Origin of the sequence: Pseudomonas sp. GM41(2012) (genome assembly GCF_000282315.2) — a bacterium.
Lineage (GTDB): Bacteria > Pseudomonadota > Gammaproteobacteria > Pseudomonadales > Pseudomonadaceae > Aquipseudomonas.
Genome location: NZ_AKJN02000008.1, coordinates 415,308 through 442,089, shown reverse-complemented (window position 1 = coordinate 442,089; position 26,782 = coordinate 415,308). Strand labels below are relative to the sequence as shown.

General features: G+C 58.6%; 20 protein-coding genes and 1 pseudogene. 7 read left to right on the top strand and 14 right to left on the bottom strand.

Annotated features, from left to right (window positions below; genetic code table 11):
* Positions 1 to 185 precede the first annotated feature (185 nt).
* The 10 genes from PMI27_RS06315 to PMI27_RS06360 form a co-directional block, all read right to left on the bottom strand.
* Entirely contained in the window at positions 186 to 3,260 is a 3,075-nt protein-coding gene (locus PMI27_RS06315) for a beta strand repeat-containing protein (protein WP_024164593.1), read from the bottom strand.
* A gap of 216 nt (positions 3,261 to 3,476) precedes the next feature.
* Positions 3,477 to 7,049, bottom strand: a complete 3,573-nt coding sequence (locus PMI27_RS06320) for a glycosyltransferase (RefSeq protein ID WP_008146764.1) — start codon at positions 7,047 to 7,049, stop codon at positions 3,477 to 3,479.
* A 124-nt stretch (positions 7,050 to 7,173) separates the two neighbouring features.
* Positions 7,174 to 8,742, bottom strand: coding sequence for a flagellar hook-associated protein 3 (locus tag PMI27_RS06325; RefSeq protein ID WP_008146766.1), 1,569 nt, complete (start codon positions 8,740 to 8,742; stop codon positions 7,174 to 7,176).
* A gap of 13 nt (positions 8,743 to 8,755) precedes the next feature.
* Positions 8,756 to 10,822 carry a flagellar hook-associated protein FlgK gene (flgK, locus tag PMI27_RS06330; protein ID WP_008146768.1) on the bottom strand — a complete coding sequence of 689 codons (2,067 nt, stop codon included), beginning with the start codon at positions 10,820 to 10,822 and terminating at the stop codon, positions 8,756 to 8,758.
* Between the two features lie 23 nt (positions 10,823 to 10,845).
* Positions 10,846 to 12,144: a flagellar assembly peptidoglycan hydrolase FlgJ gene (gene flgJ / locus PMI27_RS06335; protein WP_008146770.1), complete on the bottom strand. Its 1,299-nt coding sequence runs from the start codon at positions 12,142 to 12,144 to the stop codon at positions 10,846 to 10,848.
* Positions 12,145 to 12,155: 11 nt separating this feature from the next.
* Positions 12,156 to 13,244 (bottom strand): flagellar basal body P-ring protein FlgI, encoded by a 1,089-nt coding sequence (locus tag PMI27_RS06340; RefSeq protein ID WP_166675827.1) that lies wholly within the window; start codon positions 13,242 to 13,244, stop codon positions 12,156 to 12,158.
* 27 nt (positions 13,245 to 13,271) lie between these two features.
* On the bottom strand, positions 13,272 to 13,967 hold the full coding sequence (gene flgH / locus PMI27_RS06345) for a flagellar basal body L-ring protein FlgH (RefSeq protein WP_008146774.1): 696 nt from the start codon (positions 13,965 to 13,967) through the stop codon (positions 13,272 to 13,274).
* Between the two features lie 52 nt (positions 13,968 to 14,019).
* A complete protein-coding gene (gene flgG, locus PMI27_RS06350; protein ID WP_008146776.1) occupies positions 14,020 to 14,805 on the bottom strand; it encodes a flagellar basal-body rod protein FlgG in 786 nt (261 codons plus the stop codon).
* 45 nt (positions 14,806 to 14,850) lie between these two features.
* Positions 14,851 to 15,591 (bottom strand): flagellar basal body rod protein FlgF, encoded by a 741-nt coding sequence (locus PMI27_RS06355; protein WP_008146778.1) that lies wholly within the window; start codon positions 15,589 to 15,591, stop codon positions 14,851 to 14,853.
* A gap of 272 nt (positions 15,592 to 15,863) precedes the next feature.
* Positions 15,864 to 17,423, bottom strand: coding sequence for a sigma-54-dependent phenylalanine hydroxylase transcriptional regulator PhhR (locus PMI27_RS06360; protein WP_024164592.1), 1,560 nt, complete (start codon positions 17,421 to 17,423; stop codon positions 15,864 to 15,866).
* 414 nt (positions 17,424 to 17,837) lie between these two features.
* On the opposite strand from PMI27_RS06360, the gene phhA reads away from it, so the two are divergent.
* From phhA to PMI27_RS06385, 6 genes are all read left to right on the top strand, one after another.
* Complete coding sequence (phhA, locus tag PMI27_RS06365; RefSeq protein WP_008156095.1) at positions 17,838 to 18,623, top strand: phenylalanine 4-monooxygenase; 786 nt, start codon at positions 17,838 to 17,840, stop codon at positions 18,621 to 18,623.
* Between the two features lie 104 nt (positions 18,624 to 18,727).
* Entirely contained in the window at positions 18,728 to 19,084 is a 357-nt protein-coding gene (locus PMI27_RS06370; protein ID WP_008030478.1) for a 4a-hydroxytetrahydrobiopterin dehydratase, read from the top strand.
* Positions 19,084 to 20,280, top strand: coding sequence for an amino acid aminotransferase (locus tag PMI27_RS06375; RefSeq protein ID WP_008156097.1), 1,197 nt, complete (start codon positions 19,084 to 19,086; stop codon positions 20,278 to 20,280). Before PMI27_RS06370 ends, PMI27_RS06375 begins: the two co-directional genes overlap by 1 nt.
* A gap of 248 nt (positions 20,281 to 20,528) precedes the next feature.
* Positions 20,529 to 20,660 (top strand): hypothetical protein, encoded by a 132-nt coding sequence (locus PMI27_RS32285; protein WP_008156098.1) that lies wholly within the window; start codon positions 20,529 to 20,531, stop codon positions 20,658 to 20,660.
* 76 nt (positions 20,661 to 20,736) lie between these two features.
* Positions 20,737 to 20,919 (top strand): hypothetical protein, encoded by a 183-nt coding sequence (locus PMI27_RS06380; RefSeq protein ID WP_033053561.1) that lies wholly within the window; start codon positions 20,737 to 20,739, stop codon positions 20,917 to 20,919.
* A gap of 105 nt (positions 20,920 to 21,024) precedes the next feature.
* On the top strand, positions 21,025 to 22,239 hold the full coding sequence (locus tag PMI27_RS06385) for an MFS transporter (protein WP_008156103.1): 1,215 nt from the start codon (positions 21,025 to 21,027) through the stop codon (positions 22,237 to 22,239).
* Here the strand turns inward: PMI27_RS06385 and arfB are convergent.
* Positions 22,236 to 22,649 carry an alternative ribosome rescue aminoacyl-tRNA hydrolase ArfB gene (arfB, locus tag PMI27_RS06390; protein ID WP_008010994.1) on the bottom strand — a complete coding sequence of 138 codons (414 nt, stop codon included), beginning with the start codon at positions 22,647 to 22,649 and terminating at the stop codon, positions 22,236 to 22,238. The genes PMI27_RS06385 and arfB overlap by 4 nt on opposite strands.
* A gap of 70 nt (positions 22,650 to 22,719) precedes the next feature.
* Here arfB and PMI27_RS06395 point away from each other — a divergent pair.
* Positions 22,720 to 23,000, top strand: a pseudogene (locus PMI27_RS06395) (alpha/beta fold hydrolase); the annotation flags it as partial.
* Between the two features lie 416 nt (positions 23,001 to 23,416).
* Here PMI27_RS06395 and PMI27_RS06400 read toward each other — a convergent pair.
* The 3 genes from PMI27_RS06400 to PMI27_RS06410 all read right to left on the bottom strand — a co-directional run bounded on the left by PMI27_RS06400 (position 23,417) and on the right by PMI27_RS06410 (position 26,241).
* Positions 23,417 to 24,106, bottom strand: a complete 690-nt coding sequence (locus PMI27_RS06400) for a DUF4225 domain-containing protein (RefSeq protein WP_177327878.1) — start codon at positions 24,104 to 24,106, stop codon at positions 23,417 to 23,419.
* Positions 24,099 to 24,599 (bottom strand): Hcp family type VI secretion system effector, encoded by a 501-nt coding sequence (locus PMI27_RS06405; RefSeq protein ID WP_008156106.1) that lies wholly within the window; start codon positions 24,597 to 24,599, stop codon positions 24,099 to 24,101. Before PMI27_RS06405 ends, PMI27_RS06400 begins: the two co-directional genes overlap by 8 nt.
* A gap of 220 nt (positions 24,600 to 24,819) precedes the next feature.
* Complete coding sequence (locus PMI27_RS06410; protein ID WP_008156107.1) at positions 24,820 to 26,241, bottom strand: amino acid permease; 1,422 nt, start codon at positions 26,239 to 26,241, stop codon at positions 24,820 to 24,822.
* Positions 26,242 to 26,782: the final 541 nt, after the last annotated feature.

Here is a 26,782-nt window from a genome sequence, read left to right as displayed (position 1 = left end):
TACCGGCCGCAAGCGCTCGTTTTATGGCGATATGAGGGGGACCTGCAGGAAACGCGCCAGCTCATGAATCCAAATAGCAGGCACAAAAAAGGGACGAATCCGGATCATGCAGACCGGGTTCGTCCCCAAGCGTAAAGCGGGCACCTTCAATCCCGTTGCAGGAGAGAAGGCGCTTGATTCATGTCTCAGCCAAACATGGCAAACGCATCACTGTTGGCCGGCCAGTTGAAGAGCTGTCCGTCCGCCGTCTGGATTTGCTCGATGGTATCGGAGCCAGCGAACCAGTCCTTGAGCTGTACACCTTCCTGCGGAACCTGTCCTGGACTAACACTCGATCGGTGCAGGTAGAGGTCATCACCGACGCGATCAACCAGCAGTTCGGCACTGCTGATGTACGACAGCACTATTTTGTCGGAGCGGCTGGTACCGTCATCCTGGATCGTCACCAATGCCGAGGTGTTGACGTTGTAAGTATCGTCACCCTCACCACCAAAGGCCGACCCGCTGGCTTGCAGCACCAGATTGTCATCCCCGGCACCGCCAAACAGCGAGAAACCGGCGCCCGTGCCGGTCAGCAAGTCGCCACCGTCCCCACCATCGGCCATGCCATGAGTCACCGTGATAACGTCGCCCCCCGCTTCACCATAGGCCCGGCTGCCCTCATCGTTGGCAGCAGTGACGATGGTGTCGTTGCCATTACCGCCATATAAGGTGTCAGCCTGCGGCCCATTGATCACACCATCAAGGGTAAATGGCCCGATCTGGGACACCAGCCCTCCGTAGAGGTAATCGTTGCCGTCGCCACCATAGATGACGTCGTCACCGAACCCACCTTCAAGGTAATTGACGTTGGCATCACCGGTCAGGGTGTCATTGAAGTGGCTGCCCACTACGCGCTCGATGTTGCGCAGCACATCGCCCTGAGCGTCGCCGCCCTGGTTGACGTTGGTCTGCAGGTTGATGTTCACAGCGGTGGTATTGGTGATGTACAAGACGCTGTCCTGACCCTCGCGGCCGTCAATCACATCCGCACCTGCACCACCGATAAAGACGTCACCGAACCGCGAACCCGACAACGTGTCATCAAAGTTGCTGCCCTGGAAGATCTCAATGTTGGTGAAGGTGTCGCCCGCGGCATCTCCAGCGTTGGCATTGGTGGTCAGGTCGATGGTCACCGCGGCATCCGAAAGCTCGTAACTGACCAGATCCTGCCCAACGGCACCGTCCAGGCCCATGGCAGCGGTACCGCCATAGAAAATGTCGTTGTAGCTCGACCCCTTGATCGCTTCGATGTCGGTGAAGGTATCGCCCGCCCCAATCCCGGAATACACACCGGTCTTCAGGTTGATGATCATCGCTACGGTGCTGTCGCTATAGCCCGCCGTGTCATAACCGGCACCGCCGATGAACTGGTCGGCGCCCGCGCCGCCGTACAGCGTGTCGTTGCCCGAGCCGCCGGTGATGATGTTGTCGCTGGCGTTGCCCCAACCGGTGTACGCGCCACTGCCGGTGAAGGTCAGGCGCTCGATGTTGGCGGCCATGAAGGTGTGATTGGGGTTGACCGCCGACACGCGCATTTCATCGGTGCCGCCATCGGCCAGCTCGACGATGCTCGGCGTGGCGCTGGTGTTGATGTAGTAGATATCGTCCCCGGCACCGCCTTCGAATGCTATCCCGCCCAATGCAACGGTGAAGCTGTCGTTGAACGCCGAACCGATGACTCTTTCGATGTTGGTCAGGGTGCTGCCCTCGGCGTCGCCGCCGGTGCCCGCCAGGCCCATGCCCAGACGGATATCAACATTCACCGCTGCGGCCGACGCCGAGTAATCGACCGTATCGGTACCGACTCCACCGTCGAAGTCCGTGCCTCGACCATCGCCGACAAAGGTGTCGTTGTAGTTCGAACCTTTGATCGCTTCGATGTCGGTGTAGGTATCACCCGCTGCGATCCCGGTATTCACACCGGTTTTCAGATTGACCGTCACTCCGACCGTACTGTCCGTGTAACCCACGGTGTCCAGCCCGGCACCGCCGATGAACTGGTCGGCACCGGCGCCACCGTACAGCGTGTCATTGCCCGAACCGCCAGTGATGAGGTTGTCGCTGGCATTGCCATAACCGGTGAAGGCCTGGCTGCCGGTATAGGTCAAACGCTCGACGTTCGCCGCCAGGACGGTACCGGCGGGGTTAATCACCGACACGCGCACTTCGTCATTGCCGCCACCGGCCAGTTCGACGATGGACGCTGTAGCTCCGTTGTTGATGTAGTAGATATCGTCACCGGCACCGCCTTCCAGCGTGATCTTGGGTGCGGTGTGATCCGGGCCGACGGCGAACGTGTCATTGAACGCCGAACCGATGACGTTCTCGATGCTGGTCAGGATGCTGCCTTCGGCATCGCCACCGGTGCCGGCCAGGCCCGCGCCAAAACGGACCTCAACGTTCACCCCGGTGGCCGACGTCGAGTAATCGACCTTATCGGTACCAACCCCGCCGTCGAAGTCCATGCCCCGGCCATCGCCGACAAAGGTGTCGTTGTAGTTCGAACCTTTGATCGCTTCGATGTCGGTGTAGGTATCACCCGCTGCGATCCCGGTATTCACACCGGTTTTCAGATTGACCGTCACGCCGACCGTACTGTCCGTGTAACCCACGGTGTCCAGCCCGGCACCGCCGATGAACTGGTCGGCACCGGCGCCACCGTACAGCGTGTCATTGCCCGAACCGCCAGTGATGAGGTTGTCGCTGGCATTGCCATAACCGGTGAAGGCCTGGCTGCCGGTATAGGTCAAACGCTCGACGTTCGTCGCCAGGACGGTACCGGCGGGGTTAATCACCGACACGCGCACTTCGTCATTGCCGCCACCGGCCAGTTCGACGATGGACGCTGTAGCTCCGTTGTTGATGTAGTAGATATCGTCACCGGCACCGCCTTCCAGCGTGATCTTGGGTGCGGTGTGATCCGGGCCGACGGCAAACGTGTCATTGAACGCCGAACCGATGACGGTTTCGATGCTGGTCAGGGTATCCCCCTCAGCATCGCCACCCCACCCGGCCATGCCTGTGCCAAAACGGACCTCAACGTTCACCCCGGCGGCCGACGTCGAGTAATCGACCGTGTCGGTACCGGTGCCGCCATCCAGCTTGTCCGCACCGGCACTCCCTTTGATCACATCATTGCCACCCAAGGCATAGATCTCATCATCCCCACTGGTACCTGTCAGCGTATCCACGCCGTTTGTCCCGTTTATCACTGCCATTTCGACTTCTTCCTTGCCATATTGTTGAACCAGATACCTGCCGCCACGACGACCTGCAAACGCAGGTCGCTGGTGAGTCTTTCAATAAACGAAGCTGTGGCGATTTATCGACACAAACGACACAAAGCTTGAACCTCCACCGAAACATTCATAACGCGATCGGTACAAACAAAACAGGCGGCCCAAGGCCGCCTGTAGGTGTACATCCATGCCCGATCAGTCAGGCAACCAGCCCTCGGCCCAGTAGTTGAGATTGTTGCCCTTGAGCATGTAATCGCGCAGCACTTCCTCACGCAGCGCATCGCCCATGCGATAGCTCGCATCAGGGTCGGACAGGTGCATGCGGATTGCCTCGAGCCATTCCTCGGTGCTGTTGCTCACGACCTTGGTGCAGGGCAGATAGCCGCGATAGGCTTCAGTGTCGGTGCAAATCACCGGGTAACCGCAGGCGCCGTACTCCAGCAGACGCAGGTTGCTCTTGCAGTCATTGAAGATGTGAAACTCCAGCGGAGCCAGTGCCAGATCGAGGTTCAGGCTGGCCAGTTTGGCCGGATAGGCCTCCAGGCCGATGCTGGGATGGAACTCATGGACAAACGGACGCAAAGCCGGCGGACACATGCCGAAGAACACCCATTCGACTTCGTTGGCAAGCAGGCGTACCACGTCCGCAATGATCGCCAGGTCTCCATCATGACTCGTCCCGCCGCCCCAACCCACGCGAGGTTTGCGAGAGGTGCGGCGCTGACTGGTGAGCCCGGTCCAGAGATGTGGCGCAAGCATGTTCGGGACCACCCGGATATCGTGATGCATGTCCCGCAAAGCGTCAGCCAAGGGCTGAGTCGAGACCACAACCCGGTCACACAGCCCTATGCCACGGCGCACTATTTTATCGACCCCGACCTCAGCCTTGCGCAGGTGCGCGTTCTTCTTCGGGACATCAATCACATAATCGTCAAGTTCGAAGATGCGCAAAGCGTGCGAGCAGTTTTTGACTCGTTCAACTTCATCGACCGCATTCTGGCTATAGCGCCCCTGCAACACGATCACGTCGGGGGAGCACCGCTCAAGGTCAATGTCTGTCGGCGTGTGATAACTCAGGTGCCCCACCACGCGCCCGGCCGCTTCCAACTCACGGAACGGCTGGGCAACCCGGTAATGGCCCACTGCGGTGGTATTGATTGGAATCGCCAGAATCTTGGGCAAAAGCTGACGCGAGAACGGGTCCCAGCCATCCTTGAATCCCGGCTCCAAACTGAAGTTGCTGGTGCCCAGACTCAGATTAGGGTTGTAGGCCGGATCCCTGGCTATCACTGGCAACCATCGCTGGTAAAAGTTTTTCTGCTCGGCCTGCAACACCCTGGGAGCGGGAGTGAAGGCAGAGGATGGAACCACTCGCATCAATTCGGCGTAGGGAGTCCACACCACCAGGTATCCGCTTTGCTTCACACGCAGGCAAAAGTCAGCGCCATTGAGTGCTTGCGCCAGATTCTGCTCGTCCAGGCCGTGCAGATCATCAAAAACCTTCTTGCGCACAAGCAGGCAATCGATGCCCACGGCACTGAAATTCTGTACCGTCTGCTGGCGCTGCATGTAACCCGGCGTGTTGAGCAGCTCACCACGATTGGGAACACCGACCGCCCCCCGCAACCCCAGTACCTGGGCCGTGCCCTCGATACGCCCTTGCGGACTCACCAGCCGACCGCCGACCACACCGACTTCAGGACGCTGAGCGTGATTGAGCAACTCGTCGAGCCAATCAGGGCTCACAACGATACTGTAGGGACTGAGAAACAACAGATAGTCGCCACGGGCGTGGCCGGCAGCGAAGTTCTGCACTGCCGCCAGATTGTCACCATGATCACAGCGCAACACCCGAAGTTTGTCACTGCCCATTTGCTCCATGGCCGACAGCCAGTTGCAGGCATCAACGGCAGTACTGCCATTGTCGACAATGAGAACTTCATAGCGTTGGCAGGCGGTTTTCTCCAACAGACTTTCGACGCAACGCTCCAGGGAACCCAATTCATCGCGGGTCGCAATGATGATCGAGACCATGGCCGGCTCATCATGCAGGTAGTCCACACGATTGATCATCGGCTGACTGCCAGGGCGAATCCGGTGTGGTGCACCGAGCCGCTGCAGGTGCGCGGCCAGCACGCGAGGGTTCTGCTCGATAATCTGCGGCTGCGTGAGCCACTGGGAGAGACACAGAGCAGATTCCACGAGAACTTCAGCGATGTGCCCAATCGCATGTGGCCCGTTACTCTCCACCAGTCGCCAGACCAGATCATGCACACCCAGCTCGCCAAAACCGTCTTGCATGCCACCCAGTTCGATAATCCGCTGCCGCTGCAGGGCCAGCACCCGGCCGACATAGGGATAGCTGCGCATCAGATCCAGGTTGAAGTCGGGCTTGAACACCGGCTCGACCGAGACGTCATCACGCAATCCGCCCTCATCACTGTAGAGGCAACGCACGTCAGGCATTTCCACCATGCGCTCTGCCAGCAACAGCAATGCCACTTCACTCAAGCGATCACCCGCGCGAACCAGATAGATCCAGTCTGCGTTATCCAACTGGGCCAGCAGGCGATTGAACTGGGCAACCGGTTCATCATCCAGACGTATATGACGCACACCGTCGAATGGCGCGTGCTGTAATTGGGACAGCACTACCACGTGCTCGGCGGCGTAGGTCTGATGACGAATGCTCTTGAGCGTCTCTTCCAGCGCCGGAACATCGCCTTCGCTGTCGAGAACAATCGGCACGATGCGCGGACGCCAGCTCCAACCCTGCAAACGGGTGTCGAGCAAACGTTGCTGAGCCGGTTTCAAACGACGGCACGACAGCCATTCCCGGTACATGTCGGCAAAGCTGTCGCTCTTGACGCCTACCCGGGTGTGCACCATCGTTTGAATGAAGCCCAGTTGTCGTCCCAGCGCGGTTTCTTCCCAGGCATAGGCGTGCCCCTCAGTCGCATCGGCCAGTGCCTGATAACGTACCCAGCCCGGCGCAGGCGCCGGCTCACCACTGCGCAAGGCAAGCATTTGCTTGAGCCAGTCGAGCTCGGTCATTACCGCAGCCTTGACTGGTGTCTGATCGCTCAGCCGCGCCGGATGCAAACGCTCAAGGCTCAACACCTGCCCCACCACCACCAGATTGCCACGCCGTAGCAGGCAGGCAAACAAGGCGAAGTCCAGACACGCGATAAAGCCTTCGCCAATCTGAGTCAGGGCCGGCAAATATTCCAGCGCATGCCGGGTTCGCAACAACGCCCCGCTGAGGCCACTGAGAAAATTGACCAGACTGCTTTCCAGAATGCCCAGCAGATCCTCACCCTTGAACAAGGTGACACCCGTGGAAAAACAGCAATTTTCCACACGGTCAGAAAGCAGGATGTAATCACCGTCGTAAAACTGCCGCTGGCCGGTCACCAGGTTGACGTCTTCGTGGTCGATGAAGCCGACGATCTGTTGAGTGATGCATTCAGGGAGTAGCTGGTCGTCGTCGCACAGCAACTTCAGATAGTCACCGCTGGCCTCTTGCGCACAGGCCATGAGGTTGGCCTGAAAACCCAGGCGCTGCGGATTGCGCACATAACGCAGGCGAATCGAGACAGGCACCTCACAGGCATCGACGATCTTACGGATCTCGTCGCCACCACTGTCATCGCAGACGATCACTTCAAGATTGGCGTAGGTCTGATTCAGCGCGCTTTGCAGTGCCGTCTGGAAGAACTGCGGGTTGAAGGCGGGGATGGCGATGGTGACAAGAGGAGCTGGTTTCACGGCGGGGGAACTCTCGAGCGGCGGGACCTCACTCTAAACAAGTGGAGTTCCCGGAACCGCTGAAAAAAGACGGTTTGCACTCAGCAGTCTTTAGCCCCCGCGACAACATCGCGAGGGCCTTGACTCAGACTTTGTTGAACAACCCCAACTGAGCAATTTTGCTGAACGCCAGTTGCGAGGCTTGAAGCATGGTTTGCTGCAGCGTCAGACGGGTCATCACTTCGGCAGGGTCCGAATCACGAATCGCACCCTGCGTCTGCGTATTGGCCAGTGCCAGGCTCTGGTTGATGTCAGTCTGGGTGACCAATGATGAGCCGCGACCACCCACGGAGCTGAGACCCGACGCCAACTGGTCGATGCCACTGGACAAGTTGCCAACACCCGAGCCGATTGCCGCGTTCAGTTTCTGAATGGCTATCGGATTATTGTTGGTCGGCGTCGACAGAGCTGTTTTGAGCTGACTGACAGTGTCCAGAACGTTTTGCGTCTGGTGAGTGTTGACCGCAACGGAAAACTGATCTCCCGCCGCCGGTGTACCGGCCAAAGTAAAGGAGACACCTGACGCTGTTGCCGTGGAACCCGCCATTGTGCCGCTGGAAATCGGTGTGCTGTTAGCGGTCAGAGGCGTGGCATACAAATCGTAATCCGTGGCACTGGTAAACTTGAGGATCGCGCCGCCACCCGGGAAACTGGCGTGGTAGTCGGTGCTATTGGTGACCGCCGTCCCGGTGACCAGCGCCGCCGAGGGGTTACCTGGGCTGCGGGACGCAGTGAAGCTGTCCGGCTTGGCCGCCAGGGTGAAACTGTGCCCGGTGATCACCGTGCTCGGAACGTCACCCGCTTGCAGGTTAATGTTCAACTTCAGATCGACGCCACGGAAGTTGACAGTCTGCGTGGCCGCACCACCGGTGGAACTGAACACGCCGTTCTGACTGGCCTCGGCGGTGACATCGTTACCCAGCGAGTCAGTGATTTGCAGCTGCGTGTCGCTGACGAAATTCACTGTGTACGGTTCGCCACTGCGGAATTTGGCGTTGTAGGTAACGTCGGAGCCCACCTGACCGTTGGAAAGCACCACACGACCGTCATCGACGGCTGGCGAGGTCATTGTAGTCTGGGTGCGGCTGGTGTTGATGGCTTGCTGGAACACATCCCAACCAGTGCTGTTGGTGGCCATCGACTGGGTATCGCCAATCGGCAGGTCCAGCGTGACCTGATCACCGTTGTAGGTGTAGCTGCCATCGGTATTACGCGAGAACGGTGCGATATCGCCCTTGGATCCGGAGAAGATGTATTTTCCGTTTTCGTCCTTGGTGTTCATCAGGCTCAGCAGCTGCTCTTCGATCTGACCCAGCTCAGAGGCGTTGGCCTGGCGGTCAGCGTCGGTATAACCGGCGTTGCCGGCGCCCAGGGCCAGTTCCTTGGCGCGCTGCAGCACGTTGTTGATGCTGGTCATCACCGCTTCGGTCTGGCCAAGCGTAGCTTTGATCGTTGTCATGTTGTTCGAGAACTGATCGAGCATCGAAGCCTGCTGCCCCAATTGCAGCAAGCGCGAAGCGCCGACCGGATCATCAGCAGCCGTGTTCACGCGAACCAGGCTGCTGGCCTCTTCGCTGCTCTTGACCACATTCGCGAAATTCTTCTGATAGTTCGCAGCCGAGGACTCGTAAAACTGGGCGGTAGAAATGCGCATGGGCTACGACTCCTTAAATGCTGTTGATCAGGGTGCTGAAGATTTCCTGCGCAGCCTTGATGATCTGCGAAGAGGCGGTGTAGTACTGCTGATACTTGACCAGGTTGCCGGTTTCCTCATCGAGGTCGACACCCGAAAGCGAGTCGCGCGCACCTTTGGCGTTCGCCAGGATGGCTTCGGTCGCGGCGCTGTCGAGCTTGCCCTGGGCGGCCTTGGAGCCAACGCCTTCGACCAGTTTGCCGTAAGCGTCGTTCAGGGAAATGCCTTTGCTGGCGGAGCCGGTGTCCACGGTTTGCGCGGTCTGCAAACCGGCCAGGGTTGTACCGTTACGGTTGTCCAGGCTGCCCGGCTGACTGAGCGAGACGTTGATCCCGGCACCGTTGCTCGGGGAGCCAGCGATGGTCATGCTGAAGGCTGCGGTGTACTGAGTGGCAGGCGCAGGTGGGATCGGCGCCCCCGTGGCATCCTTGAGCGGAATGCTCAGGTTCAGGGTGTTGCTCTCACCTGGCTTGATGGTGCCGCTGCTGATCAACCCGCCCTTGGCATCCAGGAACTGGTAGGTCTGGCTGGTGCCGTCGGCGGACACCGCACCAAATACCACCTTGGTCGGCGTGGAGTTTTTCAGGCCGTTCTGCATCGCGGTGGTGGTCGCCGCGTCGTAGATATCGAACTGGGTGGTCAGGGTCGGTTGACCGCTGGCCGGGATCGTCAGGGTGCCGCTGCCACTGCCGCTCGCTGCAATGGCAGCGCCCAACGGTGCCGCGATGGCCAGACGTTTGGAGTCGGTCATCTCGGTCTTGATGTTGGTGGCCGCGTTGCGGGTCGGGGTGATCTTGAAGGTATCACCAGCGGCGGCAGTGCCACCGGCAAGCGTCAAGGAGAAACCGTCGATCACCAGCGGTGGCGTGGTCAGCGTGCTGAAGCTGCCCATGGCAGTGTTGTCTGGCAGGCGCTGCACGGTGTAGTCGGTGGCGCTGGTGAACGTCACCTTGTAATCGTTGATGGTCAGCTTGCCAGTGTCTTCGATGCTGACATCGAAGTTGCCCGAGCCCACGCTGTTATTACCGGAGGCGATGCTGCGCTGAGCCATCTGCGCGGCACTGTTGATGCTGTTGAACAGGTTCGAACCGAAGTCACCGTTCTTGTCGATGCCCTGGGCCTGAATGCTGTTCATCTGACCGGCGACGACCAGAGCGACGCGACCCAGTTCGTTCATGGCCGGGTCGAGCACGGTGCTGCGATAGCGCAGCAAACCGCCGATTTCGCCACCGGTCATGATCGACGTGATATCGATGGTGCTCGAACCACGATTGAGTTGCAGCGCCAAGCGGTTCGGGTCGTCTTTGCCCGGCACGACTTCAAGTTTGTTGACGGTGTTGCCCATGACCAGCGGCTGGCCGCTGCCCAGATAGATATCGACGTTACCTTCGCGTTCGACGATCTGCGCGCCAGTAAAGGTCGAGAGCTGGCGCACGGTCTCGTTACGGGCGTCGAGCAGCTCGTTCGGCATGCCACCGGAGCTGGAAATTTCGGAAATCTTCTGGTTCAACTGCGCCACGGTGGCGGCCAGTTTGTTGACCTGATCGGCCATGTTCGTCAGGTTGCCATTGATGTTCGCGTTCTGCGCGTTCAACTGGCTGGACACTGAATTGAAACGGTTGCTCAAGGCCTGGGCATCGCTGAGCAGCAACTGGCGTGAAGCGTCGTCACCCGGCTTGGCGTTGACGTTCTGCACCGAGGCGAAGAACTTGGTCAGTGCACCGTTCAGGCCGGTGCCGCTGTCCGACAGCAGCGTGTCCAGCGGCGTGACCTGCCCCAGGTACGCGGCCGAATCGCTGTTCAGCGACGTGGTGGTCTGCAGTTGGGCGTCAAGGTAGCTGTTGTACACCCGACGTACATCGGCCAGGGTCGTGCCGGTGCCGATGTAGACATTGCCGAACTGCTGCGAGGCTTTGGTGCCCTGCACGGTCTGCTGACGCGAGTAACCCGCGGTATCGACGTTGGCGATGTTGTTACCCGTCGTCATCAACGACGATTGGCTGGCTGACAGCCCCGACATCCCGATGTTGAGCAAACTCATGGTTCAGACCTTATAGCTTATGCCTATAGAGGCGTGGTGGTAGCGCCCGCCGCAGCGTAGTTCTGGTAACTCGTCATCTGCTTGGCTATCTGCGAAATCTTGCTTGCGTAGTCCGGGTCGGTTGCATAACCGGCCTTTTGCAACTCGCGCACAAACTGTTCTGGGTTATCGGCCGACTTCACAACATCTTGATAGCGATTGTTGGTTTGCAGCAGCGTCACAAGATCATGGAAGCTGTCCTTGTAAGAATCATAGGAACGGAACTGCGCCGTCTCCTTGACCATCTCGCCATTCCTGAATTCGCTGGTGATGGCCCGCGCCGATTCGCCCTTCCAACTGCTGCTGGCCTTGATGCCGAACAGGTTGTGACTGCTGCTGCCATCCTGGGCGCGCATGACCGATTTGCCCCATCCGGTTTCCAGCGCGGCCTGCGCCACCAGATAACGCGGATCGACGCCAATGCGTTCGGCGGCCTCTTTGGCCATCGGCAGCATGGTGTTGACGAATTCGTCGGCGGAACTGAACGCTTTCTTCGCCGGCGCCAGCGGTATTTGCGCCATGGCACGGCCATAAATCTGCAGGCGCCCGCTGGATGTCGCATCCGTTTGCGAAGCCAGCCAATCGCCGTTGTACAGGGGGCCGGCACCGGTCTTGGTGCTCTGCGGCATTTGGATGCTGTTCTGCGCCGTCGTGGCAGTCGCGGCAGCGGTCGATGCCGACGGCACCAGCCCTGCGAGCAAGCGGTCGGCCAGTTTCGGCGGCAGCGCCAGACGTCGCTGATTGATCAGCGCCATATCATTGCGATGAGTGCCCTCACCCGCACTTGCCGACTTCACCGAGCGCGAAGCCCACAACGGACGCTCGCCATTGAGGCGCGACAACGGCCCGTTGGTGGCGACCGTACCGGCGGCAATCGGGGTTTCCACGGCGGCTTTCGCGGCAGCTTGCTTGGCGGCTGACGCGGCAGCGGCCTCGCCCGGGGCCATCGGTTTGTTCTTCGACATCTGACGCATCAGCACGTCAGCCAGACCAATACCACCCCCCTCACGGGACATGGAAACGGCCAACTGCTGGTCGTACATTTCCTGATATTGCTTGGCTGCCGGCGTGTTGAGCGGATTGTCCTGGCCCAGCGTTTCAGTGGCCGAGCGCATGGACTTGAGCATTTCTCCGAGGAACAGCGACTCGAATTCCTGCGCAACCTTACGCATGTTGCCGTCGCTGTTCTTGTCGCCGACCTTGAGCTGGTTCAGGCGATTGAGGTCCGAATAGGAACCCGAATCGTTGCTGCTGACCCCCAATCCACCCTTGCGCATATCCATGGTCGCCGTCCTCAGATCACGATCAGGTCGGCTTGCAACGCGCCGGCCTGTTTCAGTGCTTCAAGGATGGCCATCAAGTCACCTGGCGCCGCGCCGACCTGGTTCACCGCACGCACGATTTCGTCGAGGGTGGTGCCCGGGCCGAACTTGAACATTGGCTTGGCTTCCTGCTGGGCGTTGACCCGCGAGCGCGGCACGACCGCCGTCTGCCCATTGGACAGAGGACCGGGCTGGCTGACGATCGGGTCTTCGGTGATGGTCACGGTCAGGCTGCCGTGGGTCACGGCGGCCGGGGAAACCTTGACGTTCTGGCCGATCACGATGGTGCCGGTCCGCGAGTTGATGATGACTTTCGCCACCGCCTGACCCGGGTCGACTTCAAGGTTCTCGATGATCGACAAATAGTCGACGCGCTGACTCGGATCAAGCGGCGCACTGACGCGAATCGAACCGCCGTCGATGGCCTGGGCAACACCAGGGCCGAGCATGTCGTTGATCTTGTCGACGATGCGCTTGGCCGTGGTGAAGTCCGAACGGTTGAGGTTCAGCGTCAGGCTGTTGCCCTGGTTGAAACCGCTCGGCACCGAACGTTCAACCGACGCACCGCCCGGGATACGACCGGCCGACGGAACGTTGACGGTGATCTTCGAACCGTCACGACCTTCGGCGTCGAAACCGCCGACCACCAGATTGCCCTGAGCGACCGCATAGACGTTGCCATCGATACCCTTGAGCGGCGTCAGCAGCAAGGTGCCGCCGCGCAGGCTCTTGGAGTTACCGATGGACGATACGGTGATGTCGACCTGTTGACCCGGCTTGGCGAACGCCGGCAAATCAGCACTGATCGACACCGCCGCGACGTTCTTCAACTGCACGTTGCCCGAACCCGCCGGCACCTTGATGCCGAACTGCGAGAGCATGTTGTTGAAGGTCTGCAGGGTGAACGGGGTTTGCGTCGTCTGGTCACCGGTGCCGTTAAGTCCGACCACCAGGCCGTAGCCAATCAATTGGTTGGAACGCACGCCGGAAATACTGGCGATATCCTTCAGCCGCTCGGCTTGAGCGTTGAAGGCCGCGGACAGCATCAGAGCGGCCACCATGAGGCTTTTGAAATTCAACGTGGCCACCTAGAAAGGGAACAGCGGACTGAGGAAGAAACGGTCGAACCAGCCTGGCTGACTCGCATCGGCAAACGAACCGGTGCCCGAATAGGTGATGCGTGCATCGGCGATACGGGTCGACGAAACGGTGTTGTCAGTCGCGATGTCATCGGCGCGAACAAGCCCTGCAATCCGCACCAGTTCATCACCGGTATTGAGGGTCATCCACTTCTCGCCGCGCACGGCAATGATGCCATTGGGCAAGACGTCGGCGACGGTCACAGTGATCGAACCGGTCAGGCTGTTGCCCTGCCCGGCCTTGCTGTCACCCTTGGTCGCACGGTCGCCGCTGTAACTCGCATTCAGCGTCAGGTCACCGTCATCCAATGGATTGTTGACGTGAGGGATTGTGCCGAACAGCGACGTCAGGCCAATGCCGGCCTTACTGTTCTTGGCCACTTGCGAGTTGGCGTTTTTACTGGCCTGGGTTCTTTCGTTCAGGGTGATGGTGATGATGTCACCGACCCGGAACGCCTTGCGGTCGCTGTACAGGTTCTGTTCGAAACCGGCCTGATAGATCGAGCCATTATTGGCGGCAGCCGGCAGCGGCGTGCGCGGTAACACCGGGGCGTAGTAAGGGTCATTAGGCTTGGGCGTCGGACCGACGCAACCCGAAAGCGCGGCGATCCCACTCAGTGCCAGAACAGATACATAGCGATTCATGACCCTACCTCACGGTGTTGCAGACGACCTCATGGTCGCCTCATAGACTTGATTACAGATTCTGCGTTATGAACGAGAGCATCTGGTCGGCGGTGGAGATCACCTTGGAGTTCATCTCGTAAGCGCGCTGAGTGGTGATCATGTTGACCATCTCTTCAACGGTGCTGACGTTCGAGGTTTCCAGAGTGTTCTGCAGCGTGGTGCCGAAACCGGCCAGGCCCGGGGTACCGACTTGCGGCGCGCCGCTGGCAGCGGTTTCCAGGAACAGGTTGTTGCCCACAGCCTGCAGACCGGCCGGGTTGATGAAGTCGGCGGTTTGCAGGTTGCCGATCACTTGGGAGGCCGGGTTGCCGGCAACGGTGATGGACACGGTGCCGTCGCGACCGACTGTGAAGGTCTGGGCATCGTTCGGGATGACGATGGCCGGTTCCAGGGCGAAGCCGCTGGCGTTCACGATCTGACCGTTGGAGTCCAGGTGGAACGTACCGTCACGGGTGTAGGAAGTCGTGCCGTCCGGCTGCAGAATCTGGAAGAAACCGCGACCGTCGATGGCCATGTCCAACGGCTGCTCGGTGGTTTGCAGGCTGCCGGAGGTGAAGTTTTTCTGGGTGCCGACAATGCGCACACCGGTACCCACTTGCAGACCCGACGGCAGTTCACTGTCCTGGGTCGACTGGGCGCCTGGCTGGCGTTTGATCTGGTAGAGCAAGTCCTGGAACTCGGCGCGGTCACGTTTGAAACCCGTGGTCGACACGTTGGCCAGGTTGTTGGAAATGGTCGTCAGGTTGGTGTCCTGGGCGGACAGACCTGTTTTGGCAACCCATAGAGCCGGAAGCATTCGATTCTCCTCGTGCGCCTGTTTTACGGCGCGACGTTCTGATAATTAGCTGATCTGCAAGACCCGAGCCATGGCCTGGTCATCGTCTTTGGCGGTGTTCATCATCTTGATGTGCAGCTCGAACTGCTTGGCCAGGGCCAGCACCGAAGTCATCTCTTCCACGGCATTGACGTTGCTCGACTCAAGAAAACCGGACACCAGTTTGACGTTGGCATCGGCTTGCGCCGGCTTGCCGTCCTTGGTGTGAATCGAACCGTCCAGGCCTTTGGTCATGTTCTTGAAGTCCGGGTTGACCAGTTTGATGCGGTCGACTTCCGCCATCACGCGAGGACCTTCGCCCATCGCACGAATGCTGATGGTGCCGTCCTCGCCCACTTCGATTTGCTGCTCGGGCGGCACGGCAATCGGCCCGCCATTGCCCATCACCGGCATACCGTTGCCGGCCCGCAGCACGCCCAGGGCGTCGACGTTCAGGCTGCCGGTGCGCACGTAGCTTTCGCCGCCATCAGGATTTTGCACGGCGATCCAGCCATTGCCTTGCACCGCAACATCGAGGTCGCGACCGGTTTCCACCAATGCGCCAGGGGAAAAATCGGTGGCCGGACGTTCGGACAGGGCAAACGCACGCGCCGGAAAGCTGTCGCCGAACACCGGCATCGAACGCGCCTGTTCCAGGTCTTTCTGGAAACCGTTGGTGGAGATGTTCGCCAGGTTGTTCGCATGAGCCTTCTGCGCCAGTGCATTCTGGCTGGCGCCGGTCATTGCCACATAAAGGTACTTGTCCACACTCTTTCCTCTGCATGCCGGACGTTTGCCGCCCACTGCTGTACTGCTGAGCGATAAGCAATTTGCAGACCAACTTTTTTCTGGCGGCGCAGGGCCCGGCAAACAAAGGACTTGAGGGGTTCAGGAGGGATTGGAGGATTGTGTCGAAGACGAAAAACCGGCGGTGTCATGCCGCTTCGCGGCAACGGATCAAAAGATCGCAGCCTTCGGCAGCTCCTACCGGGGAATGCGTACACCTGTAGGAGCTGCCGAAGGCTGCGATCTTTTGATCTTCAGCTGTTGTCTTTGCCGACTTCGTACTCACGCAGTTTGTTGGCAATGGTCGTATGCGAAACCCCCAACCGCTTGCCCAGTTGGCGACTGCTCGGATGCTCGGAATACAGGCGTTCCAATACCGCCTTCTCAAAGCGCCCGACAATCTCGTCCAAACCGCCCTCGAGCGAGAAATCGCCAAGTGGCTGACGCACGCCGTAGTCCGGCAGGCGAATATGTTCGGCCTTGACGGTCCCGCCCTCACACAGGGAAACCGCCTGGAACAACACGTTCTCCAATTGCCTAACATTGCCCGGCCAATGGTAGTGACTGAGGCGCTCCATCGCCGCCGGCGCCAGTTTCGGCAGCGGGCAACCGATCTGTCGACTGGCCTGATCGAGGAAGTGTTCCACCAGCGGCGTCAAACCATCGAGGCATTCGCGCAGTGGCGGGATGTGCAGTGAAAGCACGTTCAAACGGTGATACAAATCCTGGCGAAACTCACCCCGCGCGCACAACTCGGACAGGTCGACCTGCGTCGCGCAAATCACCCGTACATCCAGATAAACCTCTTCATCGCTGCCCACACGACGGAAGCAACCGTCCTGCAGGAAACGCAGCAATTTCACCTGCAAACGCGGGCTCATTTCCCCGACACCATCGAGAAACAGCGTACCGCCCGCCGTCAGCTCCAGCAGACCGAGCTTGCCTTCGGCCCGCGCCCCTTCAAAAGCGCCAGGGCCGTAGCCGAACAGCTCCGTCTCAGCCATGGATTCCGGCAGGCCGGCGCAGTTGAGCGCCATCAACGGTGACTGCCCCCGCGGACTCGCCAAGTGGCAGGCGCGCGCCAACAATTCTTTACCGGTACCGGTTTCACCTTCTATTAACAGCGGCGCATCCAGCGGCGCCATGCGTCGGGCTTCGCGCACCACCGCGGCCATCACCTTCGAGCTTTGGAAAATGCTGTCGAAACCTCGTAGCTCCTGCTTGCGCACGTTATAGATGCGCTCACCGACCCGGTCGGCGCGGTGTAGCGTGAGAACCGCGCCAGCCATGGCTTCGCTGTCGTCATGCTCTGATTGCAGTGGCGCAATGTCGGCGAGAAACACGTCGCCCTTCACCTTCACCCGCAAGCCGTTGATCCGCGACTTGTTGGCGCGCACCAGTTCCGGCAAATCGAAGTCCTCGGCATAACGCGACAGCGGAATCCCTGGCACCTCATCTACCCGCACGCCAAGCAACTGCGCCGCCGCGCGGTTGGCCGCGACGATCGAGCCGCCCATGTCGATCGACAGCACCGGAAACTCCAAGGCGCCGAGCAACGCATTGAGCTCCATGTGCCGACGCTCGCTGGGCATCAGCCCTACACGCTTGACACCGAACACCCCGGCAATCGATTCGAATTTCGGCCGCAACGCCTGAAACTGAATGTTGATCAGGTTCGGGCAATGCAGGTAGATCGCATTGCCATGCTCACCGCCGACCTCGCCGCGCGCGACGTTGATCCCGTACTCCACCAGCAGGTTGAGAATGTCGCGCAGAATGCCGATGCGGTTCTGGCAGTGGACTTTGATACGCATATAAATGGCCCGAAAAACGATAAATGAAGTCAGTACCTGTGCGCATTCCCTGTGGGAGCGAGCCTGCTCGCGATAGCGGTGTGTCAGTGGACATTTATGCTGGCTGACACACCGCTATCGCGAGCAGGCTCGCTCCCACACGGGAATCGCAGCGCTCAATTGAACGCTCCCGGCAGATTTTTCTGTCAAGCGTGAAGATAGTCGTCAAGATTATGTGACACCTGCAAGCCATTTCAAACCCGCAAATCTCAATCCCTGCGCCATTGCGGTCAATCCGTAACGAATACTTTACGAAAATCGACGAATTCTCCTACGAACGGCGCAACTCGCGTGCTGCAACACTGCATTTCTTGAGGTATTTCTAGGTCCATAGCAGGACATAACAAGAACGAAATCCCCTAGCAGGAGAGCAGCATGAAGCAGACGCAATACGTGGCTCGCGAGCCCGATGCGCAAGGTTTTATCGACTACCCCGCCGAAGAACATGCGGTGTGGAACACGCTGATTACTCGCCAACTGAAAGTGATCGAGGGTCGTGCGTGCCAGGAATACCTGGACGGTATCGAAAAACTCGGTCTGCCCCACGACCGCATTCCGCAACTCGGCGAGATCAACAAGGTCCTCGGTGAAACCACCGGGTGGCAGGTTGCCCGGGTACCCGCACTGATCCCCTTCCAGACTTTTTTCGAATTGCTCGCCAACAAACAGTTCCCGGTGGCGACGTTTATTCGTACCCACGAAGAGCTGGATTACCTGCAAGAGCCGGACATTTTCCACGAGATCTTTGGCCACTGCCCGCTGCTGACCAACCCCTGGTTTGCCGAATTCACCCACACCTACGGCAAACTCGGCCTACAGGCTTCCAAGGAAGAACGCGTTTACCTGGCGCGTCTGTACTGGATGACCATCGAGTTCGGCATGGTCGATACACCAAAAGGCCTGCGCATCTACGGCGGCGGCATTCTCTCCTCGCCGAAAGAAACCGTTTACTGCCTGTCGGACGAACCTGAACATCAGACCTTCGATCCGCTGGAATGCATGCGCACGCCGTACCGCATCGACATTCTGCAACCGCTGTACTTTGTCCTGCCGAACCTCAAGCGCCTGTTCGATCTCGCCCACGAAGACATCATGGGCATGGTCAAGCAAGGCATGCAGCTGGGCTTGCGCGCACCAAAATTTCCGCCAAAGGCCGCGTGATCCGCAGCTTTTAGAATCAAGTGAGCCTGTCAGGAACCGACGCTTTGGTTTAGCGTGGTGACACTGACGGCCGATTTCCAATAATTCGATTTCAGGAACCCATCATGTCCACATTGAACCAAGCCCATTGCGAAGCCTGCCGCGCCGATGCCCCTCAGGTCAGCGACGAAGAACTGCCGGTACTGATCAAGCAGATTCCCGACTGGAACATCGAAGTGCGCGACAGCGTGATGCAGCTGGAAAAAGTTTTCCTGTTCAAGAACTTCAAGCACGCACTGGCGTTCACCAACGCCGTCGGTGAAATCTCCGAGGCTGAAGGTCACCACCCAGGCCTGCTGACCGAGTGGGGCAAAGTCACCGTGACCTGGTGGAGCCACTCCATCAAGGGCCTGCATCGCAACGATTTCATCATGGCCGCCCGCACTGACGAAGTGGCCAAGGACGCCGAGGGCCGCAAATAATGCATTTCGACGCCATCGGACGAGTACCCGGCGACCCGATTCTCGGCCTGATGGAGGCCTATGCGCAGGACCCCAACCCGCGCAAATTCGACCTCGGCGTGGGCGTCTATAAAGATGCCCAGGGCCTGACACCGATCCCCCAGTCCGTGAAGCTCGCCGAGCAACGCCTGGTGGATCGTCAGACCACCAAGACCTACATCGGTGGCCACGGTGAATCGGCGTTCGGCAAGGCCATCGTTGAATTGGTGCTAGGTGCCGATTCCCCGTTGATCACCGAACAACGGGCCGGCGCGACGCAAACGCCGGGCGGCACCGGCGCGCTGCGCTTGAGTGCCGACTTTATCGCCCAGTGCCTGCCGGGCCGTGGCGTGTGGCTGAGCAACCCGACCTGGCCGATCCACGAAACCATCTTCGCGGCAGCCGGGGTCAAGGTCAGTCATTACCCGTACGTTGGCAGCGATAACCGCCTCGACGTCGAAGCGATGCTCGCGGCACTCAACGAAGCGCCGAAGGGCGATGTGGTGCTGCTGCACGCCTGCTGCCATAACCCGACCGGTTTCGATCTGTCCCATGACGACTGGCGCCGGGTGCTGGACGTGGTACGCAGTCGCAATCTGGTGCCACTGATCGACTTCGCCTACCAAGGCTTCGGCGATGGCCTGGAACAGGACGCCTGGTCGACCCGGTTGTTCGCTGCCGCGTTGCCGGAAGTGCTGATCACCAGTTCCTGCTCGAAGAACTTCGGCCTGTACCGCGACCGTACCGGTGCGCTGATTGTCTGCGCGAAAACCGCTGACAAGCTGGTGGATATCCGCAGCCAACTGGCCAACATCGCCCGCAACCTGTGGTCGACGCCGCCGGATCACGGCGCTGCTGTGGTAGCGACCATCCTTGGTGATCCAGAGCTGAAAAGCCTCTGGGCCGACGAAGTGGAAACCATGCGTTTGCGTATCGCCCAACTGCGCAGCGGTTTGGTTGAAGCGCTTGAACCTCATGGTTTGCGCGAGCGCTTTGCGCATATCGGCGTGCAGCGCGGGATGTTTTCCTATACCGGTTTGACGCCGGAACAGGTCAAACAACTGCGCGATCATCACAGCGTTTACATGGTCAACTCAGGCCGGGCCAACGTCGCCGGGATTGATGCGACGCGCCTGGACTTGTTAGCCGAAGCCATCGCTGAAGTCTGCCGCCCTTAAAAGATCGCAGCCTTCGGCAGCCCCTACAGGATGTACGCAATCCAATGTAGGAGCTGCCGGAGGCTGCGATCTTTTGATCTTGATCTCCAGGCTGCGCCAGCTCCTACACAGACCTGTCTAGACAATCCCATCCGTCGCAACAATTGGATATAAAAGTCTTTTTGTCATTTCTTCTGCTGTATCCTCCCCAAGCTTTTTAAAAGCGCGGATCTACCAGATCTATCAACAGACTTTGCGAGGAGCGCGATATGCACGAGATCCCTAATCTCCCCTTCCCAAGCCTGCACGAAACTGAGCAGACGCCCACGCAACAAGCCGGTGCCCAACAGCCCGAGCCAAAAGAAGCCACTGAACGCCGCAAGGCCGACAGCGAAGACTGATTCACCTGCAATGCCAGACCGTGTGGAAAGCGCTAACATGCGCTTTCCACACCGCCTGAACCCCGAGCCCCACACCATGTCCGATGACTTCTCTGAAACCCAGGCCAGCGTCTTGATCGGTACCACCGAGAAGATGATCGAGATCTGGAATCGCCTGTCCCCCGAAAAACGCGCCGCGCTGCTCGCCCGCTTCGGCAGCGAAGAAAACGCCCTGGCCGCCCTGGTCACCACGCACCTGGTCGCACCCGCCAAACCCTGATTCATCCCCGTCCGGCAAATAGTTTTACTTTTTCCACGACCCGCAGCCGTTCGCGCCGCTATCATAAGCAGCCTATCTATCCTGCTTCCCCGTGGATCTTTACCCATGTCTGAAAACCAGCGCCCCCTGGCGGTCACGCTGCAAGTCGTTTCCATCGTCCTGTTCACCTTCATCGGCTACCTGAATATCGGCATTCCCCTGGCCGTGTTGCCGGGTTACGTCCACAGCGATCTGGGCTTCGGCGCCGTCATCGCCGGCCTGGTGATCAGCGTGCAATACCTGGCCACCCTGCTCAGCCGCCCGTATGCCGGGAAAATCATCGACAACAAGGGCAGCAAACTCGCCGTGATGTACGGCCTCGCCGGCTGCGGTTTGAGCGGCGTATTCATGCTGATATCGGCCTGGACCCAAAGCCTGCCGACCTTGAGCCTGATCAGCCTGTTGATCGGCCGTCTGGTACTCGGCAGCGCGGAAAGCCTGGTGGGCTCCGGTTCGATTGGCTGGGGCATCGGCCGGGTCGGCGCGGCGAACACTGCCAAAGTCATTTCCTGGAACGGCATCGCCAGTTATGGCGCACTGGCAGTCGGCGCTCCGCTGGGCGTGCTGCTGGTTAATCAACTGGGCTTGTGGAGCATGGGCGTGAGCATCGTGTTGCTGGCCGTCCTCGGCCTGGTGCTGGCCTGGCCGAAAACCGCCGCGCCGATTGTGGTCGGTGAGCGTTTGCCGTTCATGCATGTGCTGGGGCGCGTACTGCCACATGGTTGCGGTCTGGCGCTGGGCTCGATCGGCTTTGGCACCATCGCCACCTTCATCACCCTGTATTACGCCACTCAGCACTGGGACAACGCGGTGCTGTGCCTGAGCCTGTTCGGTGCCAGTTTCATCGGTGCACGGCTGCTGTTCGGCAACCTGATCAACCGCCTCGGCGGCTTTCGCGTGGCGATTGCCTGCCTGTCGGTGGAAACACTGGGACTGTTGCTGCTATGGCTGGCGCCGGACGCTCATTGGGCACTGGCCGGTGCAGCGCTGAGCGGGTTCGGTTTCTCGCTGGTGTTCCCCGCGCTGGGGGTGGAAGCGGTCAACCTGGTACCGGCCTCAAGTCGAGGCGCGGCAGTCGGGGCTTACTCGTTGTTCATCGATTTGTCGCTGGGGATCACCGGGCCGGTGGCGGGGGCGATTGCGGCAGGCTTTGGTTTTGCCTCGATATTCCTGTTCGCTGCGCTCGCCGCGTTGAGCGGTCTGGCACTGAGTGTTTACTTGTACCGGCAGGCGCCGAAGTACCTCAATGAAAAGTACCGGGAAGAGCGCCAAGCCCGCTAAAAATCGACCTTGCCACGCCCGGCCTTGATGCTGCCGCGCTTGGTCTTGGACTCCAACCGACGCTTCTTCGAACCGAGGGTCGGTTTGGTCGGGCGACGTTTCTTTTCGACCTTCGTGGCACTGAGGATCAACTCGGTCAGCCGCTCCAGCGCATCCGCGCGATTGGCTTCCTGCGTGCGGTATTGCTGGGCCTTGATGATCAACACCCCTTCGCTGGTGATGCGACTGTCACGCAGCGCCAGCAGCCGTTCCTTGTAGAACTCGGGCAAGGACGAGGCCGGAATGTCGAAACGCAGGTGCACCGCGCTGGAAACCTTGTTGACGTTCTGCCCACCGGCGCCCTGGGCGCGGATGGCGGTCAATTCGATCTCGGCATCCGGTAGGTGCACGTTGTTGGATATCACCAGCATAGGTAGTTCACAGAGGCTCAGTCGGGGCGGCAGTCATTATCCCCCGTGTTTCATTCCATAGCGCACCTTTTCAAAGCCCCCCAAAGAATACGATGCGTTCGTCGAGCAGATCAGCCATATGTGGGCGAGCCAGCCAAACTGGACAACGCAAGAGCTGGCGAAAATCAAAGCCCCGATATTGATCGTGGATGGCGACCATGACGAGGCGATCAAACGCGAACACACGAAATACATGGCGTCGGCCATTCCCGGTGCCGGTTTGTTGATCCTGCCCAATGTCAGCCACTTTGCCTTTATCCGGGATCCGGATTTTTCAATGCGACGGTGCTGAGCTTTCTGGAGGGGAAATAGCGGCCGGACGCAAAACAACAAACCCGGTACATGGCCGGGTTTGATGTTTCTGCGTTTTGCGTTACTTCGTTACGGACTCAGAACGCGCAGGATACTGCCAATGCCCGTTGGACAGCAGGTGATCGCTGCTGCCCGCGGTTCATCAGTCAGAGTCTGGCTTATGCATGTCCACGCAATCTCGGAATGTAAAAGCGTAAACCAAAAAAAACGAGAGTCACGTACGTTATCAAATAAGCAATATTCAGATGCTTCCCTTCCAAGGGTACTATTTCGGTTATGCACCAAACTATTGCGCCCGTGGGCAAGCCACAGCAGCCTAGAACCAGGCAAGTGACAGACAAATGGTATCGAATATTCTCAAGCGTCATAAACTTTCACGTCCTCTTGAATCGTACCCTCCGAATGAAAGGGCCGTTTCATCCACCCGCAGAGCTTTCTTTAAGCATTGCATCCACAGTCAGAAAATCAACCAAAGCTTCGAGAGCCAATGCTAACTTACCCGTTTGCCGAAAAGCCTGTTCATAATTCCTAGGATCACGTTTGAAAAGTTCGAATGTGCCAGGTTTTTGTACTGGCCTGAGCACCCCATACCCAGATAAAAATAAATCAATAGAATAATAGGCAACATTACCCTTCCGAGAATTTTTAAATGCTGATTGATAGATATATCTGGCAGGTCCAATTGTAGCCGGTGCTTCTGGGCCGTTAAAAATATCCCCCAAACCTTCATAGATATTATTAGTGCCGTGCGCAATCAACAACGCTCCTGGTATTGCGCCAATTGCCCCGGGAGCTGCAGTTGCCGCAACACCGGTTCTAATCTGCATAACGCCCGCCGCCACACCAATGCCATTTTGCAGGTAAAAACGCGCTTTTGACGACAATTCCTCGTATTCGCCAATGATCTCTTGGACGCCTTCCCATGCACTTAATAACCCTTCATCAACCGTTTGAACAATCTCATTGGCATAAGCAGAGATAATCGAACTGAACCGCAGTTGCGCGTAACTGCCAGGAAGATGAGTCATGCCGATGTTGCATCCCGTCGCAACGAGGTCGGACGCGGCCTTTGTCACATCATGAATATCGCACGATGCTTCATTCATCCTCATTACCCCAAGAACTATAGGCACTCGTTGCCCCTGGCACATGCGCCCAGGCAATGTCTCTATATCGAACGGACACGAGCTCTTGCGGCTCCGCATCGTTCATACGAATAGCGTGGGGAACTTGCTGGCTGATATGCGCGATCCGCGCACCGGTAAGATGAATTGAATAGTATCGTTCTTGCCCGCCCGCGGAGGCAGTGCGGAAAAAATTTATAACGCACTCCACTTCTTCACACTCATGCAGTGCACTCGCCAACAGAGGTGATGATTTATCGATAGCCTTGGTAATCATGATCGGCATGTGCTTGCCGCGGCCACCTGCCACGTTACCGTCATTACCCGCCAACATATCGTGCGAGTAGGCCAACACCATGATTTCATCTTGGTGGCCGGATTGGCATTTATTACCGATAGAGCTATGACCGGAGCAACCCGCAGAAATCAAACCTTGCCGTTTACCGGTAATAGTCATGTAGCTGTGGCTGGCCATATAGGTCACTCCTTATGTATTGGAAGCACCAGCCTATGACAAAACGTAACCGACATGTTGTAGGTAACTTCTGAATCAACGAGCCTTTATTAGTTTCAAAAACTGCTGTAGTAAACAGCCACCACTCATGTAGGAATAAGACTTCAGTTCAATCGCAAAGTTAGCACATCAAAAACAACAAACCCGGCACATGGCCGGGTTTGTTGTTTTTGCGTTTACGTTACTTCGCTACGGAACCCGCAGCCTGCAACGCATGCCGGTCACGACGCTTGTTCTTGATGCCGTAGCAAACCCACATGAACGCGACCCACACCGGAATCGCATACACCGAGATCTGAATCCCCGGAATCAGCAGCATGACGCCCAGAATGAACACCACGAACGCCAGGCAGATGTAGTTCCCGTACGGGTACCACAGGGCCTTGAACAGCGGCGTCTGTTTGGTCTTGTTCATGTGCTGGCGGAACTTGAAGTGCGAGAAGCTGATCATTGCCCAGTTGATCACCAGGGTGGCAACCACCAGCGACATCAACAGTTCCAGCGCGTTTTGCGGGATCAGGTAGTTCAGCAATACGGCAATCAATGTCACCGCCGCCGAAGCAAGGATCGAACGCACTGGCACGCCGCGCTTGTCGATCTTCGACAAGGCTTTCGGCGCATCGCCTTGCTCGGCCATGCCCAGCAGCATGCGGCTGTTGCAGTAGGTGCCACTGTTGTACACCGACAGCGCTGCGGTCAGGACCACGAAGTTGAGGATGTGCGCAGCGGTGTCGCTGCCGAGCATCGAGAACACTTGCACGAACGGGCTGCCGCTGTAGGAATCACCCGACGCGTTAAGGGTCGCCAACAGGCTGTCCCATGGCGTCAGAGAAAGCAGGATAACCAACGCACCGATGTAGAAAATCAGGATCCGGTAGATCACCTGGTTGATGGCTTTCGGGATCACGGTTTTCGGCTTGTCAGCTTCCGCTGCGGTGAAACCGAGCATTTCCAGGCCGCCGAAGGAGAACATGATAATCGCCATGGCCATCACCAAACCGCTGACGCCATTCGGGAAGAAACCGCCGTGGACCCAAAGGTTGGTCACCGACGCTTGCGGGCCGCCGTCGCCGCTGACCAGCAGGTAGCTGCCGAGCGCAATCATGCCGACGATGGCCACGACCTTGATGATCGCGAACCAGAACTCGGCTTCACCAAAGACTTTGACGTTCGCCAGATTGATCAGGTTGATCAAGACGAAGAAGCCGGCTGCCGAGACCCAGGTCGGGATGTGTGGTGCCCAGTAGTGGATGTATTTGCCGACCGCAGTCAACTCCGACATGCCCACCAGAATGTACAGAATCCAGCAGTTCCAGCCCGACAGGAAGCCGGCGAAACCGCCCCAGTATTTATGGGCAAAGTGGCTGAAGGAACCGGCGACTGGCTCTTCGACGATCATTTCGCCGAGCTGGCGCATGATCATGAAAGCAATGAAGCCGCAGATGGCGTAGCCGAGGATCATCGACGGGCCGGCGGATTTCAGGACGCCAGCCGAGCCGAGGAACAGCCCGGTACCGATCGCGCCACCGAGGGCGATCAGTTGAATGTGGCGATTTTTCAGGCCGCGTTTCAGCTCGCCTGAATGCGAGTTTTGTCCACTCATGAAAAGGGTCTCACGCAAGGTTTGATGATGTTCGTTAGACGTTGCTGCTCGGTTGCGATTTCAAGCAGCGCCGATCAAACCCCAGCGAAGGCAAAAGGAGTTCAGCGTTTTTACAACGGTCATGCGTCACCTGTTTGTTTTTATCTGTGACGAAATCGAACCCGACACGCTTGTGGCGCGGCGGAGTGAACAAGGCGGATAGCCTTGAGGTTTGCGCAGATGCGCAGGAGGTCACAGTTAAAACGCGGCGCATTGTACACCTGTAACCCCCTGCTGCCAGACACCACTGGATCAGCGTGTCATTTGCCGGGATTGCCTGTGTCCGCCTCGAGGGTCTCGGGCGGCTGCAAAAATAGAGTCAGACCTTTGCGGGTCATCGACGGGAGCGACGGAAAAATCGCTCCACGGGGGAGATATGGATGAGTCACGGCGTACATTGCGCCTCCTTCTTGTTATGCACCTGCACGACAGGCATGGGGCGCATCTCACCCTTCAACCGCGTCTGAAACAAGCGCGCCAGAGCCCTGCGCGCGGCCTGATT

What these genes read in the sequence shown, in the direction of transcription:
- PMI27_RS06315 (WP_024164593.1), bottom strand. Translation starts at nt 3,260, where the DNA reads ATGGCAGTGATAAACGGGACAAACGGCGTGGATACGCTGACAGGTACC.
- PMI27_RS06325 (WP_008146766.1), bottom strand. Translation starts at nt 8,742, where the DNA reads ATGCGCATTTCTACCGCCCAGTTTTACGAGTCCTCGGCTGCGAACTAT.
- flgK (WP_008146768.1), bottom strand. Translation starts at nt 10,822, where the DNA reads ATGAGTTTGCTCAACATCGGGATGTCGGGGCTGTCAGCCAGCCAATCG.
- flgJ (WP_008146770.1), bottom strand. Translation starts at nt 12,144, where the DNA reads ATGGATATGCGCAAGGGTGGATTGGGGGTCAGCAGCAACGATTCGGGT.
- PMI27_RS06340 (WP_166675827.1), bottom strand. Translation starts at nt 13,244, where the DNA reads ATGGTGGCCGCTCTGATGCTGTCCGCGGCCTTCAACGCTCAAGCCGAG.
- flgH (WP_008146774.1), bottom strand. Translation starts at nt 13,967, where the DNA reads ATGAATCGCTATGTATCTGTTCTGGCACTGAGTGGGATCGCCGCGCTT.
- flgG (WP_008146776.1), bottom strand. Translation starts at nt 14,805, where the DNA reads ATGCTTCCGGCTCTATGGGTTGCCAAAACAGGTCTGTCCGCCCAGGAC.
- PMI27_RS06360 (WP_024164592.1), bottom strand. Translation starts at nt 17,423, where the DNA reads ATGCGTATCAAAGTCCACTGCCAGAACCGCATCGGCATTCTGCGCGAC.
- phhA (WP_008156095.1), top strand. Translation starts at nt 17,838, where the DNA reads ATGAAGCAGACGCAATACGTGGCTCGCGAGCCCGATGCGCAAGGTTTT.
- PMI27_RS06370 (WP_008030478.1), top strand. Translation starts at nt 18,728, where the DNA reads ATGTCCACATTGAACCAAGCCCATTGCGAAGCCTGCCGCGCCGATGCC.
- PMI27_RS06375 (WP_008156097.1), top strand. Translation starts at nt 19,084, where the DNA reads ATGCATTTCGACGCCATCGGACGAGTACCCGGCGACCCGATTCTCGGC.
- PMI27_RS32285 (WP_008156098.1), top strand. Translation starts at nt 20,529, where the DNA reads ATGCACGAGATCCCTAATCTCCCCTTCCCAAGCCTGCACGAAACTGAG.
- PMI27_RS06380 (WP_033053561.1), top strand. Translation starts at nt 20,737, where the DNA reads ATGTCCGATGACTTCTCTGAAACCCAGGCCAGCGTCTTGATCGGTACC.
- PMI27_RS06385 (WP_008156103.1), top strand. Translation starts at nt 21,025, where the DNA reads ATGTCTGAAAACCAGCGCCCCCTGGCGGTCACGCTGCAAGTCGTTTCC.
- arfB (WP_008010994.1), bottom strand. Translation starts at nt 22,649, where the DNA reads ATGCTGGTGATATCCAACAACGTGCACCTACCGGATGCCGAGATCGAA.
- PMI27_RS06400 (WP_177327878.1), bottom strand. Translation starts at nt 24,106, where the DNA reads ATGAATGAAGCATCGTGCGATATTCATGATGTGACAAAGGCCGCGTCC.
- PMI27_RS06405 (WP_008156106.1), bottom strand. Translation starts at nt 24,599, where the DNA reads ATGGCCAGCCACAGCTACATGACTATTACCGGTAAACGGCAAGGTTTG.
- PMI27_RS06410 (WP_008156107.1), bottom strand. Translation starts at nt 26,241, where the DNA reads ATGAGTGGACAAAACTCGCATTCAGGCGAGCTGAAACGCGGCCTGAAA.